This is a genomic window from Lactiplantibacillus daoliensis (assembly GCF_005405005.1).
GTDB classification, from domain to species: domain Bacteria; phylum Bacillota; class Bacilli; order Lactobacillales; family Lactobacillaceae; genus Lactiplantibacillus; species Lactiplantibacillus daoliensis.
On the sequence record NZ_BJDH01000005.1, the window covers coordinates 189,711 to 206,155 of the forward strand.

Consider the following 16,445-nt stretch of genomic DNA (forward strand, 5'->3'; position numbering starts at 1 on the left):
GTCCGATGCAATCAGCAACAGCCTCCAGCTAATCAGTTATTTATTGCTTAGCGGAGTCAGTCAGAATCAGTGTGCGGTGTCGGCAAGATGAGTCGGCGTTTTTGGCTGACTAGTCTTGCGGGGCAATTCAAAGACGTGTTTTGTCGGCTTTGAATTGAGGTGTCAGACCGTACCTTGGCTGGCACCGTCCCCCACGGCACACCGATTCTGACTGACGGAGCGTTGAATTTGGACGAGTCTACTTTAAACGTAACAGTTACTGATACTGCGACAGATGTTTTTGAGACTTTCAACCTTTAGAAAGTAACCAAAATCCGAAGGGTAAAAAATTAGTTGCCCACTTCTGGTTGCCACTGATCAAAGCTCGTTTTAGAACAAGTAACAATTAATAATTACAGGAAGTTTGTGTCGAATGCAACTTAAATCATTAGAAATCAGCGGCTTTAAGTCCTTTGCCGATAAAACAAAAATTGATTTTCAAGCCGGAATGACTGGCATTGTCGGCCCAAATGGGAGCGGTAAGAGTAATATCATTGAAGCGATTCGCTGGGTCTTAGGTGAACAAGCCGTGAAGAGTTTGCGGGGCACGAAGATGACAGATGTGATCTTTGCTGGCTCGGCTCATCGTAAGCGACTGAACATGGCAAAAGTGACGATCACGTTTGATAACAGTGATCACTTTTTGCCCCTAGACTATGCGGAAGTCAGCATTACGCGGAAGCTATTCCGCAATGGTGACAGCGAGTATTTGATCAATAATCAAGCTTGCCGTTTGAAGGATATCACGACTTTAACGATTGATACGGGTCTGGGTAAGGACTCGTTTTCAGTGATTTCTCAAGGTCGGGTCGAAGCCGTTTTTAACGCAAAACCGGAGGAACGACGGAGCATCATTGAAGATGTTGCCGGCGTTTTGAAGTACAAAAAAGATAAGCAGACGACCGAAACACGGTTGGCGGATACGACGGATAATTTAAATCGGATAACCGATATTATCGCTGAATTAGACCAACAACGTGGCCCGTTGGAACAGCAAGCCAGCTTAGCACACGATTATCAAGATCAGAAACAGAAGTATGATTATTTAGATCGGTCTCGCTTGGTTAAAAAAGTAACGATTGCGCACGATCAATTGGTCAAGGTTAATCAACAATTGAGCCAAGCTAAAGCGCTCGTCCAAAAGTATCAGGTTCAGGCGGATGCTGTTGCGACGCAGGTCAATCAACTGAAAAGTGACCAGGCAGCGCAGTTAAAAGCTAAAGATGAACTTGCGGCTCAAAATCTTGAGTTAACGAAAACCATTGAAAACACTCAGGGACGTCAAGGCATTGATGCGGAGCGGCGGCAAAACCAACAAGCAACGCAAGACCGTTTGACCGCAGCGTTAACTGCTGCCAAGGTAGCAGTTGGTGACTTGACTTCACAGAAGGCGCAGTTAACGAAACAGTTAGCGAGCCAACAAAGTCAGGTCAAAGAACTGCAAACCAGTGTGTCGAAATTAACCACCGCAACTAGTGAGGCTGGTCGAAAACAATTGGCCGATCAATTGGAAAAAGTTCGGGCTGCTTATGTGAGTGAAAAACAGACGGAAGCCTCACTAAATAATGAAGCCAAAAATCTGGTCAAACAGCATCAACAGGCGGACTCTCGTACCGATGCAACGACTCGTAACTTGACGACGGCACAATCACAACTCGCTGCTGCTAAAACAGCGGTTGATGAGCAAAATCATCGGTTGAGTATGATTGAAAATCAGGTCCATGCGCAAACGCAAGACTTAGCTCAACAGCGGGCAGCGTATCGCGCAGGTGCCGAACAGTATGAAACGCAACAACAAAATTACTATGCGGCGTTAGGGATGCGGGAAAAGGCCAAGTCGCAATTAGAAACCTTACAATCCGCACAAGAACGTTATACTAGCTTTTTTGCTGGTGTCCGAGCAGCGTTAGAGCATCGACAACAGTTTCCAGGTGTTGCTGGGGCGGTTTCTGAGTTGTTAACAATTCCTGCTAACTATACGAAAGCCGTTGAAGTGGCCCTTGGTGGGCAGGTTCAGAACATTGTGTGTGACACGCAACAGACGGCCAAGGCCGTTGTGGGCTTCCTGACGAAAAATCATGCGGGTCGCGCGACTTTTTTACCGGTTGAACGAATTGACGGTCGCCAATTGCCGGTAGCGACGGCTCAAGCGATTCAGCAACAAACGGGTGTTCTGGGTGTCGCGAGTGAGTTAGTGACCTGTGCACAGCCCTATGTTGCCATTAAACGCTATTTGTTAGGCACAACGGTAATCGTCGACACGCTTGAACACGCGATGGCAATTTCGCGGACCCGTCGTTTTCACTGTAAGCTGGTGACCGTCGATGGTGAAACGATTGCTGCAAGCGGTGCGATCACAGGTGGTGCCACGATGCACGGCGATCGCGGTGTGCTGCAACAGCGTCAACGAACCGACCAATTGGCCGCTGATTTAGAAAAGATGACGCTTGCGCTGACCGCCAGTGAGAAACAACTGCAAGCGACTAAACTTGAAAATGCGACCTTAACCACGGCTGGTGAAGCTAGTCAGCAAAAGTTGAGTGAGTTAAAAGATCAAGCCAACCAAGTTCAAGCTAATTTGCAAGCTGCACAGCGGGAATTAACGCAACTAACGCGGCAGGTAAAGGCGTTAGATTATGAACGTTCACAGCGAGCCGATGAAGATAGTAGTTATGATGATCAGGTTGCCCATAATCAACAGGCAACGGCTGAGAATCAAGCCAAACTTGCAGATTATTTAGAACAAATTGAGATAATTAAGCAACAGCAGCAGGATTATACGGTCTACCAGCAAACACAAGCCGGTCAGTTGCAGACGCAACGCGAAACCTTGGTGACATTGCAGGAACGTTGCAAACAAGTTAAGCAACAACTTGAACAGTGTGACCAACAGTTAAGTACGCAACAAGCTACTCAACAGCAGGCTGCTGAAGAGCTAGAGACAGTTCAACAGGCACTGACAAATGAACAACTGTCGGGTCAAGAGCGGACGGCCATTTTGGCCAAGGCTCAGGCCGCGCAAGCCGACGTGGTCGCAAAGCAGGCTGAGGTCCAGTCAAAACTGGCGACCGCGAATGATGCTTTAGACGACTTAACGACGCAACAGACCCGGACGCAGCAATTGTTGGCCGCTGCAACGGATGATTTCCGGCGACTTGAGTTGAGTCAAACGAAGTTAACCGGCGAAGTGGACCATGCCACCGCTGATTTAGGCGAAAAGTACAGTCTAACGATTGAAGCGGCGCAAGCCGATCTGAGTGACTTAACGTTGCCAGAAATTACTGAGCAACTCAAATTATTGAAACGTGGTCTTGATGAGATTGGAACCGTCAACTTAGGTGCAATCGACGCCTTTGATGAGTTATCCAAACGTTACGATTTTTTGAGCGAGCAAGTGGCTGATTTAACGCAGTCCAAGGCTGATTTGCTGCAAACGATGGCCGATTTAGATGAGACCGTCGTGACCCGTTTCAAGAACGCCTTTGATCAAGTGGCCAAGGAATTTAGTGCCATCTTCGGGCAGATGTTTGGTGGCGGGAAAGCTGAATTGATTTTGACCGATCCGGAACACCTGTTGACCAGTGGGGTCGATATTATGGCCCAGCCACCTGGCAAAAAGTTCCAACGGTTAAGTTTGTTGTCCGGCGGTGAACGCGCATTAACTGCAATTACACTGTTATTTGCCATCTTAGCGGTACGGCCGGTACCATTTAGTATTTTGGATGAAGCTGAGGCTGCCTTAGATGATGCGAATGTGGATCGTTTTAGCCAATATTTACAAGACTTTCAGACCGGAACCCAATTTGTCATTATCACTCACCGTAAAGGGACGATGATGCATGCGAATGTATTGTATGGCGTGACGATGGAAGAATCCGGGGTCTCAAAGATGGTCTCGGTTTCATTGGATGATTTAAAAGCCAGTGCCGATACCGAAAAATAAGCTAAAGGAGCAATCATAATATGGGATTATTTAGTCGCCTAAAACAGGCATTTAGTTTACCAGAATCTGACGACTCACAAGCAAACTCAGCTGCTAGTGCCGCTAGTGACAGCACTGCCAGTCAGGCGGAAGTGGGGACGAGTGCTGCTGAGTCCACGCCGTCGACCGTGTCGACTGACAGCAAAGTTGCAGCAGTGACCAGTGAAGCCCCAGTCACTTCCGAAGCCCCAGTCATGACGGCTAGCACGGCACCAACTAGCACCGTAGCTGAGTCAAGTGCACCGGTGTCTGTGGCGCAGTCTGCTGAGTCCGAAGCGACTTCGGTTGCGCCCGTGGCAGAAGTAGTTAGCAGTCAGGCTCCAGAAAGCACGCCCGCTGAATCAGCTGATGCTGATGCGACAGTTGAGAGTGAAGCCACTGAAGCCGAAGAGACAACGGATACGGCTGAACCGACAGAAGCGGAACGTTATGATGAAGGGTTGAAGAAGTCACGGAAGACCTTTGGTGATCGTATCAATGCCTTCCTAGCTAATTTCCGTCACGTGGATGAAGGTTTCTTTGATGAATTGGAAGACACCTTGATTGAATCTGACGTTGGTTACGAAACTGCAATGCGCATTAGTGATGAGTTGCGTGATGAAGTTAAACTCAAAAATGCGAAGAGTAAAAAAGAAATCTCTAGTGTCATCGTCGAAAAACTTGTTGATATGTACGGTGAAGCCGGTCGTGGTGAAGATAACAGTATTCATTTAGCCAAATCTGGTCCAACCGTCATTCTCTTTGTCGGCGTCAATGGGGCTGGTAAAACAACGACCATTGGTAAAATGGCGAATATGTATAAGCAACAAGGCAAGAAGGTCTTATTAGCGGCATGTGATACGTTCCGTGCTGGCGCGATTCAACAACTCCAAGTTTGGGGTGAACGTGACGGTGTTGATGTCGTTGCGGGTCCCGAAAAGAGTGATCCCGCTTCGGTTTGTTTTGACGCCGTTAAGAAGGCTAAAGCAGAGGATTATGATATTTTATTCGTTGATACGGCTGGCCGTTTACAAAATAAGGTCAACTTGATGAACGAACTGGAAAAAATCAAACGGATCATCACCCGCGAGATTCCAAGTGCGCCACAAGAGGTCTTGTTGGTCCTAGATGCGACAACTGGTCAAAACGCTTTGAATCAAGCTAAATTATTTAAACAATCGACGGCAGTGACTGGCATCGTCTTAACGAAGCTAGATGGGACAGCGCGTGGGGGGATTGTGTTGGCAATCCGTAACGAGCTCCATTTAGCCGTAAAGTATGTTGGTCTTGGCGAAAAAGTGACTGATTTACGGCCATTTAACGCGAATGACTTTGTTTATGGGCTATTCAAAGATGTGATTGCCGGTTAATCAACTTGAGAACGGTTTTTCGGGTAACGAAAGAGCGTTCTCATTTTTTGTCTGAAACTAGCGGCTGAGAGTTGACGTTTCAAGGAAAAATCGGTAATCTAAGTTAGTGTGCAATTAGTTATTTTGTACTCAAAGGAGCGTCCCATGGAAATTGAAAAAAATTACCGCATTAACTCTTTATTTGAATTCTACGAACCACTGCTGACGAATAAGCAAAAATCTTATATTCAGCTGTATTACGGTGATGATTATTCTTTAGGGGAGATTGCCGAAGAATTTTCGGTCTCGCGCCAAGCGGTATACGATAATATCAAGCGCACAGAAAAGATTCTCGAAGGTTACGAGACTAAATTGCATTTGTATCAAGCATTTGTTGAACGTAATCACGAGGTTGACGCAATTTCTGCGTATATTAAGCAACACTATCATGGTGATGCAACGTTAATTAAGATGATTCAACAACTAGTCAACTTAGAAGCTGACTCAGAATAAAAATGAAGGTTAGGTGAACACTGATGGCATTTGAAGGCCTAACAGAACGTTTACAAAAAGCAATGACCAATCTCCGACGGAAAGGAAAAGTTTCCGAAAGTGACTTACGAGACACCATGCGTGAAATTCGCTTGGCATTACTCGAAGCCGACGTTAACTTTACCGTCGTCAAAGATTTCGTCAAAACAGTACGGGATCGTGCTTTGGGGGCGAAAGTTCTTGAAGGATTGAACCCAGCACAACAAATTGTCAAGATCGTTAACGAAGAATTAACGAAGACGATGGGTGAAACCGCGGTTCCATTAAATAAGTCAGCCAAGATTCCAACAGTCATCATGATGGCTGGGCTTCAAGGGGCCGGGAAAACGACCACGGTTGGGAAATTAGCTTTAAAGCTTAAAAATGAACAGAACGCCCGACCATTAATGATTGCGGCCGATGTTTACCGGCCAGCCGCAATTCAACAATTGCAACAGGTCGGACAACAGATTGATGTACCCGTTTTTGAAATGGGCACGGATGTTGATCCTGTCGAAATCGTTCGTCAAGGGATGGTCGAAGCCGAAGCTAATCATAATGATTATGTCTTTATTGATACGGCCGGTCGTTTACAAATCGATGAACAATTAATGACAGAATTGGCTAATATTAAAGATTTAGTCCATCCTGACGAAATCTTGTTAGTTATCGATGCCATGACTGGTCAAAATGCCGTGAATACTGCGGAAGGTTTCGACCAGAAATTGGATGTCACCGGAGTTGTTTTAACCAAATTAGATGGGGATACCCGTGGTGGGGCCGCGTTATCAATTCGGGCCGTCACAGGTAAACCAATCAAGTTTGTTGGTCAAGGTGAAAAGATGACTGACCTGGATGTCTTCCATCCTGATCGTATGGCCGATCGGATCTTAGGCATGGGTGACATGTTGACGTTGATTGAAAAGGCGCAACAACAGTATGACGAAAAAGAAGCCGAACAGATGAACCGTAAGATTCAGGAAAACTCTTTCGACTTCAACGATTTCATCGATCAACTCGACCAAGTCGACAAAATGGGTAACATGGAAGATATTATGAAGATGATTCCTGGGATGGCGAACAATCCTGCGATGAAGAACTTCAATATGGATCCCAAAGATATTGCCCATATTCGTGCGATCGTTTATTCAATGACGCCACAGGAAAAACAAGATCCAGATGTTTTGAATCCTTCTCGTCGTCGACGAATTGCTGCTGGTTCTGGTCGGCCGATTCATGAAGTTAATCGGATGATCAAACAGTTCAATCAAACTAAAAAGATGATGAACCAAATGTCCAAAGGTAATTTTTCCGGTATGGAAGGGTTGATGGGCGGCGCCGGTGGTGGTGGCGGTTTTGGTGGCAAGATGCAACAAATGGCCATGAAGCGCATGGTTCGCACCACACAGAAAAATAAAAAGAAGCGTTTAGCCAAGGCAATGCGGCGTCGTAAACGTTAATTTGAAACTATTTTTAGCCTGTCAAGAAAAAAACCTTTACAAGCTATTGATTTACTGGTATATTATTACCTGTTAAAGAATTCGGGAGGTGTTTAAATGTCAGTCAAGATTCGTCTAAAGCGGATGGGTTCAAAGAAAAATCCATTTTACCGGATTGTTGTCGCTGATTCACGTTCACCACGTGATGGTCGTTTTATCGCCCAAGTCGGCACATACAACCCACTTACAGAACCAGCCCAAGTTAAACTTGAAGAGGAAGATATCCTCGGTTGGTTGAACAATGGTGCACAACCTTCAGATACGGTTAAGAATATCTTATCAAAAGCCGGTATCATGAAGAAGTATCATGAAGCTAAGTTCACTAAATAATAAAGCGGTAATAGATCATGGCAGATATTAAAGCTTTAATCAAAACGGTCGTCACACCGTTGGTTCAATATCCAGCAGATATTGCGATTGATTTCAAAGAAACTAATCGTTACTTAGAATATAACTTAACCGTTAATCCTGAGGATATCGGTCGGATTATTGGTCGACAAGGACGCGTTGCCTCGGCAATTCGGACGATTGTGTATAGTGTCCGAGTTTCAGGACCTAAACGAGTTCGTCTTACGATCGAAGATGGACAGAAAAAAAACTCTTGAGCGAAGCAGTAATGTTTTGTTCGAGAGCTTTTTTATTACAAAAATAATACTCAATTTTAAGGAGGGTCATATGGATTATTTTCGAGTAGGGACCTTAGTTAATACCCACGGGATTCGTGGTGAAGTCAAAGTCGTCGTTATCACTGATTTCCCTGAAAAACGTTTTGTTAAAGGCGCTAAGTTGGTGCTGTTTAAGGACGTGGCGGACACGACCGGTGGTATTACCGTGACGATTGATAAGGCACGTGAACAAAAAGGGCTCTTTTTCCTGACATTTAAAGGGTTCGACAACATTAATGATGTTGAAAAGTATAAAGGCTGGACGTTAAAGGTCGCGGCAGAAGCGTTACAGGACTTACCAGCTGGTGAATATTATTATCATCAAATCATTGGGCTAAAAGTTGTGACTATTGATGGCGAAACGGTTGGTAAGGTTAAAGAAATCTTGTCACCCGGTGCCAATGATGTTTGGGTCGTTCAACGCGATCATGGGCAAGCTGATGTGCTGTTGCCAAAAATTCCACAAGTCATCAAAAAAGTGGACCTGGATGCCGGAACAGTTACCGTTGAATTGATGGAGGGGTTGATCGACTAATGCGGATCGATATTTTAAGCTTATTTCCGCACATGTTTGATGGGCCACTCCATGAATCGATGATCGGTAATGCTGTCGAAAATGATTTGATTGAGGTTGGTGTCACAGACTTTCGGGACTACACGACCGATAAGCATAATCATGTTGATGATTACCCTTATGGGGGCGGCGCGGGGATGTTATTGCAACCACAACCGATTTTTGACGCCCTCGCAGATGTGCAGACCAAGCATCCATCAAAGGGACGGGTCATCTTGCTTGACCCTGCTGGCTATCAGTTCAATCAAACGGTCGCCGAGGACTTTGCCAAGGAAGACCATTTAACGTTTATCTGTGGCCATTATGAAGGCTATGACGAGCGAATTCGTTCGCTGGTGACGGATGAGGTCTCCTTAGGGGATTATGTCTTAACCGGTGGTGAATTAGGCGCGATGGTTATGATTGATGCAACAGTGCGGCTGATTCCGGGTGTTTTGGGTAATTCCGAGTCGGCGCCGGGAGATTCATTCTCCAGTGGCCTGTTAGAATATCCACAATATACGCGTCCAGCTGACTTTCGCGGGATGAAAGTGCCCGACATCTTACTGAGCGGCGATCATGGTAAAATCGATGACTGGCGCTTAGAACAGGCTTTAAAACGGACCTATGAACGACGGCCAGATATGTTGAAGCAGCTGAAGCTCAGTGGCAAAGCCCGCCAGATGTTGGCAGATATTCAAGCCGATGCCAGTGAGTTGTAAAGAAACCTTGCACGAACGCAGGGATTATGTTAATCTATTTATTGGCTATCATGCCCATTAACGACATTCCGCTGACCAAAGTTGTCACGAATATCGGCGAAAGGAAGAAACAAAACTATGCGTCAAAACCAATTGATCGAAAAGATCACCAATGACCAACTCCGTACGGATATCCCTGATTTCCGCCCTGGAGATACTGTTCGTATTCACGCCCGTGTTGTTGAAGGCACGCGTGAACGGATCCAATTATTTGAAGGTGTCGTTATCAAACGCCACGGTTCAGGTATCAGCGAAACCTATACTGTTCGTAAGATCAGTAATGGTGTCGGTGTTGAACGGACTTTCCCATTACACACACCTCGTGTTGCAGCTATTGATGTTGTACGTCAAGGTCGTGTCCGTCGTGCTAAGTTGTACTACTTACGCGACTTACATGGTAAGGCTGCTCGGATCCCAGAACGTCGTCGCGGCTAAATCCAAGCAATTTAAACTTGATCAGGTGGCTTAGGTCACGGATTAAGTCCAAGAATCGGTTACTGATTAATTTCAGTGATCGATTTTTTTGTTCACTTTGGTTAACATTCAATCAAATAATGCTATGATACAATCAAGGTTAAATTTATTTTGTATGAGACGATAATACTCATTGCAGGAGGCCGGGCATAATTGAAAATCTTGTTAAATCTTGATCCAGATCTGGCAGCGTCAATGATGATCTGGTTGGCGGTGAGCATTGGATTAACCGCAATTGGTTATCTAGTCGTTTGGCTTGGTCATCGTCGAAAATAGGTGTTGCGCAGTCGGAGCTGTTTATGAATATATTTGTTTCGTTTTATCACTTGTTTCCCGGTAACGCATTATCTATACTCAAAGTAATTAAACAGAGAGATGGAGTGGCGGAAAGTGACCAAACAGAGGCGTGAGTGGTTGATTGGCGCAGTGGAAATCATGTTGTTGATTGTAGTCCTAGGGTTGAATATCTGGTGGATGGTCTATCGCTACGGCGGTGAAACCTATTATGTGCAAAACGGGAAAGCACTGAATTCGTTTAACGTGAGCTTACCAACTGGGGTGACGAGTACTGGGCATACTTATTTAGGGATGGGAATTAATCGACATGGTGCGAAGCGGCAGATTAAGTTTAAAACGGATGCTGTGGCGCCGGCACCATTTACACGTAGTAAGATTGTGAAAGTGACGGTCAATGCCCGTTATGGTGTCACAAATTATGAACCGGTTAAAAACGTTAAGCACTTACCGGTGCCGGTTAAAAATCAACTGGTGAGTTAAATTAAAATAATGATGTCGCGGATTAGGAAGCTACTTTCTAAATTCGCGACTTTTTTTGATCAATAATCAATTTGGTTAGTTAAACTAGCAGTGCAAGCTGGCATTCAAGTACGATGTGAGAGGTACGGAGACTATAATACTAATCGTGAATAGCTCTTCACTAGTTTGACGGGTATACTAGCAGTAACGGAGGGATTCAATTATGAAGGAAAAAGAAGTATTTCATATTAATGGTTATCTGGGGCTTGTTTTAGCCATTCTATTTGTGATTTTTGGTGGTTGGCTGATTTGGCAAGGTAGTGTTGGAGATCATATTGTCAGCGTGTTATTGGGTGGCGTATTGATTATTGTGGCTGGTTTTGCCGCCAGTTCACTGACCATTGTGGGGCCAAATGAAGCCCGTGTGCTGACCTTTTTTGGGAAATACATCGGCACGATTCGCGATTCTGGCTTATTTATGACGGTGCCACTGACAAATAAGTCTGCGATCTCATTGCGAGTACGAAACTTTAACAGTGCAATTTTAAAGGTAAATGACCTGCGTGGGAATCCCGTTGAAATTGCGGCGGTAATTGTTTTTAAAGTTGTCGATACTAGTATGGCGCTATTTGCCGTTGATGATTACGAACAATTTGTTGAAATTCAAAGTGAATCGGCGGTTCGTCATGTGGCATCAGAATATCCTTACGATACGGCTGAAGATGATGAAAAGGTGACGCTGCGAAGTAATCCAACCGAAGTCTCGGATCGTTTGACCGAAGAGTTACAGGACCGTTTGAATGTTGCTGGGGTCGAAATTGTGGAGACCCGTTTGACTCATTTGGCGTATGCGACTGAAATTGCCAGTGCAATGTTACAACGGCAACAATCTTCTGCAATCTTATCTGCACGGAAGGTGATTGTTGAAGGGGCGGTTTCTATTACCGAAGAGACGATTAAACGACTTGAGAAAGACACTGGGATGCAGCTGTCAGATGATAAAAAGCTCCAACTGATAAATAATATGATGGTGACCATCATATCCGAGCGTGGGACACAACCGATTGTTAATACTTCTAAGGTGGAGTAGAAACGTTTATGTGTCAGCGTTTATAGACGCTACATTATGATAATGGTTTTGTGTCCACAAGCATGAGCTCAAAGGATATTTTTAAGAATTACGCTGTAAAAGTAGTCATAAAAGTCCAGAAAGGGTCGCATGTTCTCATTACGGATAACTTTGCGGAAAGTGAAATGATTCTGCCTCGTGGTCAGAATTACAGAATTATATCTGCACGGCAAAACGAAAAAAAACAAGTGGAACTAACGCTTGAATTCATGGAGGCCGAGAAGTGAAAAAAAACTTTATTGAGCGGATGATTGAGCAAGAAGAAAACAACCCAATCGATTTTAGTCATTGGACTAAAGAACAGTTGATTCAAGGCGCTGATAAGGCTATGACAATGTCAAATCGTATCGGTATGTACAGACGTGCAAAGGAACTTGGTTTACCAATGTTAAATCCTGAAACTGAAGATTTTGCTGATAATCCAGCAAATTTAAAAGATCCAAAATAAAAATTACAAGTACCCAAATAGACCACATTTTTAGATACAAAAGGCCTGCAGAATCAAATATTAGTGTTTTCAGATTTATTGAGTATTACCAAGAAACTGGAGTCAGGTTGCTTGGTAATACTTTTTTTGATTTTTCAAAAATGGTATCAAGCACTTTTTTCATTATTTTGAATCGCTCGTTCAGACCAGTTACTGTTTTTAACAACTAATCCAAAACTGTGTGATTTTGAAAAGTAATGAAAAAAATGATGACTGTCGGTAGTATTATTATTGTATAGTAAATATGGACATGACAAATTTCTGCATGTTTGAGTTTAGGAACTTTAATTATCCAAGGGTGAAGTAATTCATGTCTATTTTTGTAAAGTAAGGCCTCAGCTGGCTGGGACTTTACTGTATATTATTAACTTTCTTTTAGATAAAATGTTTTTAAAATTATGCTTCAACGAAAGAAGATTGATGAAATGAAGTTATGGTTATACGTTGGGAAAAACGTCAGGCTGGTTCTTAAAGATGGACAAGTTGTTGAAGGATTGGCATTGGACTGGAACGATTCAGAAGATGTTGGGGAAGATGAAATTTCTATTGGTTTCCAATATTATGGCGAATCACAGATAAGCACTATTGAAGTTGTTTAGGTGGCTCAATCATGCCAGCTAATTCTGAAACCTGTAAGTTCATATACAGATGATGGATGATTCAGTGCCTATGACTAGGTAACCGGGCCATCTTTTTTCGACTACTCATAAATAAGTCATTGGGTTATTTACCATCAAACCGTCAACCAACTTCAAAGAATAGCCACAGTAATTAAAACATGACATTTGTCATCTAAAACTCATGACAAAGTGACCTACCGCCAACCTAGCCCTCCTGCTATGCTAATACTATTCAAAGGGGGATGAAGAGATGCAACCAATTATTCAGGCAGAACATGTGAGTTTTAGTTATGGCGAGCAGGCCATTTTAAAAGATATTAATTTAACCATTAATCCTGGTGAAATTATTGGCCTAATTGGGAAAAATGGGGCTGGAAAAACGACACTTTTGAACTTGTTGCTGGGGGTACGGGCGAAGAAAAGTGGTCATTTAACCTTGTTTGATCAGGTACCCGGGGGACCGTTAGCCAAGCGAAATATTGGCTCAATGTTACAAGGCGATTTGCCGATTCGCGGGATCACGGTAGTGGAACTGTTAACCATGGCAGCAACGCATTACCCGACAGCATTACAACCGAAGCAATTGATGGCCGATTTAGCATTGACTGAGCTAGCACAACGACAATTAACAACTTTATCAGGTGGTCAGTTACGGCGCGTCACCTTTGCGTTGGCACTAATTGGCAATCCGAAGCTATTATTTTTGGACGAACCAACAGTGGGAATGGACACCAATGCCCAGCAAGCCTTTTGGGCACGCGTCAAGGCGCTAAAAGAACTAGGCAAAACGGTGATTATTACGAGCCACTATTTACCCGAAATTGAACAAGTCGCTGATCGGATCTTGTTACTTCAAGATGGTCGCTTTATTTTTCAAGGAACGTTGGCCGAGTTGCAGCAACAATATCAACAGGTCGAGATTAGTTTTCAAACGTCACTCGCTTTGACAACTTTTGAGGCATTGGGCGGGGTGACGGCAGTGTCGCAAGTCAATCAAGTTGTCCAAATTACTAGCACAGATGGTGATCGAACCTTGCAAGCACTAGTCCCGTATTTATCACAATTGCGGCAAGTGACGATCAATCGAGAATCATTAGCCACTATTTTTGTCCACTTAACCAAGGAGGCCTAGTTATGAAACCATTTTTAGCACAATTAAAGTTCGATGGTCGGCGGCTGATTTTACGGAATTTTTCATTTCAATTTTTCTCAATCTTAATGCCCGCCGGTTTCTACTTACTATTTACCAAAGTGATGGTGTCAGGCACGGTCCCAGTGAGTTTTAGTTTGCAGTATATGGCAAGCATGATTGTTTATAGTGGCACGATTAACGCGTTATTCGGGATTGCCTTAATCTTAATGCATGATCGTGAAAAAGGGCTACTCCAATGGTATCAACTGACGCCATTGGGAGTGCAACCGTACTATTTGTCGGTGGGATTCTGGAGCATGGTGATGAATGGTATTGCAATCGTGGTGTTAGGAATGCTCGCAGTCGTTGTCAACCATGTCAGCTTAACGCTTGGACAATGGTTAGCGGTGGCAGGGGTAGCGTTAATTGGTCAAATTCCAACGTTGTTGATGGGTGTCGCAATTTCATTTCTCAACCGGCCAGAAACGTTAAGTATCGTTAGTAACCTCATTACATTTCCGATGGCGATTGTTAGCGGGCTATGGTGGCCGATGTCAATGCTACCAAGTTGGCTACAACCAATCGGTAAGTTAATGCCAACTTATTTTGTAAACAATTGGTTGGGTGCGGTGGCGACTCATGCTACACTTAAAACAACTAACATAATTGGCGTGAGCGCTTGGATCGGGGTCTTGTTAGTGCTCGTGATTTTGGAAACCCGCCAATTACTTAAACGGGGTGATGGGGTTGTCAAAGCCTAGGTGGCTGGTTCGCGTTAAGAATCTTGAATGGAATAGTTATATTTGGCTTGGTTATTTGCCCTATTCAGTCGCTATTTATTTACCGGCCAAAACGATCCAAGCCTGGTTTTGGCTGAGTTTATTGGTCGTTTTCTTAATCCTGTATATTTTAGTTGTCGAAAAAGAGACTTGGCGACCGGTGACAATTCCGCTGGAGTTACTCATCACTGGGGCGTTCTCAGTTTTTGGGGGAAATAATTACTTGATTATTTTTCCAGGTTGGCAAGTTTCATTTATTTTGGCGCAACATCCTAAAAAGTATTTTTATTGGTTCTTGACAGCTTACTATGGGTTTATTTTAACTAGTGTGATTGAAGTCTATCAATCGAATCCTAGTTGGCATAACGTTGAAATTATGGGATTAGTGTTCCCACTCTTATCACCATTAATGGCCTACACGTTTTCTCGGTCGATTATTCGACAGCGGCAACTTCGTCAAACCAATCGGCGGTTGCAGTCGGTTGTCCAACGTGATGAACGTGAACGGATTGCGCGTGACTTGCACGATACACTTGGTCAAAGCTTTTCGATGATTACGTTGAAAACAGAGCTGGCCAAGAAGTTGCTGATCAAAGTACCAGAGAAGGTTGGCCCTGAACTTGACGATATTGCACGGACCAGTCGGGAAAATTTACAATTAGTCCGCTCGATTGTGAATGACTTGCACCAGAAGTCGATTAGTGAGGTTTTACTTGAGCAAAATCGGAATCTTTTGGCGGCCAATGTTTGGTTGGTGACTACTGGTGAAAAGCAAGCGATTCAGTGGCCGACAACGGTTCAAGGGGTGTTCGCAGCGACACTGGTCGAGGCACTGACCAATGTGATTCGGCATGCGCATGCCCATCAGGTCCAGTTGGACTTTAGTGAAACGAGCGCACAGTATCAAGTTGTGGTTCAAGATAATGGCCGAGGCGGTTCATTAGAACGTGCTGGTGCGAATGGCATCACAGGCATGCGAGCCCGTTTATTAGAGGCACATGGTACGTTTGAAATTAAACAAGCAGGTCGGGGAACCAGATTAGTTTTAACATTACCTAAAGAGGAGGCGTAGCAATGATCACAACTTATTTGGCGGAAGATCAGAGTATGCTGAACTCTGCTTTGACACAGTTATTAAAGCTAGAAGACGATTTGCATGTCGTCGGTTCGGCAGGTGATGGGCAAACTGCATGGGACGAGTTGCAACAATTACAACCCCAAGTCGCAATTTTGGATATTGAAATGCCCGGTTTATCTGGTTTGGACGTCGCCGACCGGATTCAAAATGGTTACCTCACGACCAAGGTCATTATTTTGACGACATTCGCGCAAAAGGCTTACTTTGATCGAGCAGTTAAGGCCCAGGTCGCGGGGTATTTGTTGAAGGATAGTCCAAGTGATGATCTAATTGCGGCGATTCGAAAAGTGATGCTTGGACAGACGCTTTATGCGCCGGAATTAGTAGTCAATATGTTATCTGCCGACCAAAATCCCTTAACGGAACGTGAATTGGCCGTGTTGAAAGTGGCTGATCAAGGCATGCCAACGAAGGCAATCGCGAGTGAACTCTATTTATCTGCCGGTACGGTGCGTAATTATTTATCGGCAATATTTAGCAAACTTGGCGTGCATAATCGACTTGAGGCAATTAGTGTGGCTAAGCATAATAAATGGCTGAGCTAGGGAATGTCATTTTTACTAGCTACTGAT

18 protein-coding genes and 1 pseudogene are annotated in these 16,445 nt (G+C 44.2%); all 19 read left to right on the plus strand.

The genetic code is table 11. The annotated features are described in order from the left end of the window. The first annotated feature begins 412 nt into the window (after window positions 1–412). On the plus strand, window positions 413–3,982 hold the full coding sequence (gene smc / locus FFM64_RS08140; protein ID WP_137607509.1) for a chromosome segregation protein SMC: 3,570 nt from the start codon (window positions 413–415) through the stop codon (window positions 3,980–3,982). Between the two features lie 20 nt (window positions 3,983–4,002). Next, on the plus strand, window positions 4,003–5,370 hold the full coding sequence (gene ftsY / locus FFM64_RS08145; RefSeq protein ID WP_137607510.1) for a signal recognition particle-docking protein FtsY: 1,368 nt from the start codon (window positions 4,003–4,005) through the stop codon (window positions 5,368–5,370). Between the two features lie 144 nt (window positions 5,371–5,514). Beyond that, the gene (locus FFM64_RS08150; RefSeq protein ID WP_137607511.1) at window positions 5,515–5,862 is read left to right on the plus strand and encodes a putative DNA-binding protein; all 348 of its coding nucleotides are present in this window, start codon (window positions 5,515–5,517) and stop codon (window positions 5,860–5,862) included. Between the two features lie 23 nt (window positions 5,863–5,885). Continuing rightward, entirely contained in the window at window positions 5,886–7,340 is a 1,455-nt protein-coding gene (gene ffh, locus FFM64_RS08155) for a signal recognition particle protein (protein WP_137607512.1), read from the plus strand. Window positions 7,341–7,436: 96 nt separating this feature from the next. Continuing rightward, window positions 7,437–7,709 carry a 30S ribosomal protein S16 gene (gene rpsP / locus FFM64_RS08160; protein WP_003638633.1) on the plus strand — a complete coding sequence of 91 codons (273 nt, stop codon included), beginning with the start codon at window positions 7,437–7,439 and terminating at the stop codon, window positions 7,707–7,709. 17 nt (window positions 7,710–7,726) lie between these two features. Continuing rightward, complete coding sequence (khpA, locus tag FFM64_RS08165; RefSeq protein WP_137607513.1) at window positions 7,727–7,984, plus strand: RNA-binding protein KhpA; 258 nt, start codon at window positions 7,727–7,729, stop codon at window positions 7,982–7,984. A 70-nt stretch (window positions 7,985–8,054) separates the two neighbouring features. Continuing rightward, window positions 8,055–8,579, plus strand: a complete 525-nt coding sequence (rimM, locus tag FFM64_RS08170; protein WP_137607514.1) for a ribosome maturation factor RimM — start codon at window positions 8,055–8,057, stop codon at window positions 8,577–8,579. After that, window positions 8,579–9,319 (plus strand): tRNA (guanosine(37)-N1)-methyltransferase TrmD, encoded by a 741-nt coding sequence (gene trmD / locus FFM64_RS08175; RefSeq protein WP_137607515.1) that lies wholly within the window; start codon window positions 8,579–8,581, stop codon window positions 9,317–9,319. Before rimM ends, trmD begins: the two co-directional genes overlap by 1 nt. Before the next feature lie 117 nt (window positions 9,320–9,436). Beyond that, window positions 9,437–9,793 (plus strand): 50S ribosomal protein L19, encoded by a 357-nt coding sequence (rplS, locus tag FFM64_RS08180; protein WP_137607516.1) that lies wholly within the window; start codon window positions 9,437–9,439, stop codon window positions 9,791–9,793. A gap of 192 nt (window positions 9,794–9,985) precedes the next feature. Next, window positions 9,986–10,108 (plus strand): hypothetical protein, encoded by a 123-nt coding sequence (locus tag FFM64_RS12470; protein ID WP_263389842.1) that lies wholly within the window; start codon window positions 9,986–9,988, stop codon window positions 10,106–10,108. A gap of 114 nt (window positions 10,109–10,222) precedes the next feature. Further along, entirely contained in the window at window positions 10,223–10,609 is a 387-nt protein-coding gene (locus tag FFM64_RS08185; protein WP_171000335.1) for a YxeA family protein, read from the plus strand. Between the two features lie 202 nt (window positions 10,610–10,811). Next, window positions 10,812–11,678: an SPFH domain-containing protein gene (locus tag FFM64_RS08190; protein ID WP_137607518.1), complete on the plus strand. Its 867-nt coding sequence runs from the start codon at window positions 10,812–10,814 to the stop codon at window positions 11,676–11,678. Window positions 11,679–11,725: 47 nt separating this feature from the next. Next, window positions 11,726–11,944, plus strand: a pseudogene (locus FFM64_RS12510) (ADP-ribosyltransferase); the annotation flags it as partial. Next, window positions 11,941–12,165, plus strand: a complete 225-nt coding sequence (locus tag FFM64_RS08200) for a hypothetical protein (RefSeq protein WP_137607520.1) — start codon at window positions 11,941–11,943, stop codon at window positions 12,163–12,165. The pseudogene FFM64_RS12510 and the gene FFM64_RS08200, both read left to right, overlap by 4 nt. Before the next feature lie 464 nt (window positions 12,166–12,629). Beyond that, entirely contained in the window at window positions 12,630–12,803 is a 174-nt protein-coding gene (locus FFM64_RS08205; protein ID WP_137607590.1) for a 4-hydroxy-3-methylbut-2-enyl diphosphate reductase, read from the plus strand. Window positions 12,804–13,074: 271 nt separating this feature from the next. Further along, window positions 13,075–13,956 (plus strand): ABC transporter ATP-binding protein, encoded by an 882-nt coding sequence (locus FFM64_RS08210; protein WP_137607521.1) that lies wholly within the window; start codon window positions 13,075–13,077, stop codon window positions 13,954–13,956. A gap of 2 nt (window positions 13,957–13,958) precedes the next feature. Continuing rightward, a complete protein-coding gene (locus FFM64_RS08215; RefSeq protein ID WP_137607522.1) occupies window positions 13,959–14,717 on the plus strand; it encodes an ABC transporter permease in 759 nt (252 codons plus the stop codon). Further along, window positions 14,704–15,807, plus strand: coding sequence for a sensor histidine kinase (locus tag FFM64_RS08220; RefSeq protein WP_223876931.1), 1,104 nt, complete (start codon window positions 14,704–14,706; stop codon window positions 15,805–15,807). Before FFM64_RS08215 ends, FFM64_RS08220 begins: the two co-directional genes overlap by 14 nt. 2 nt (window positions 15,808–15,809) lie before the next feature. Beyond that, complete coding sequence (locus FFM64_RS08225) at window positions 15,810–16,418, plus strand: response regulator transcription factor (protein WP_137607524.1); 609 nt, start codon at window positions 15,810–15,812, stop codon at window positions 16,416–16,418. Window positions 16,419–16,445: the final 27 nt, after the last annotated feature.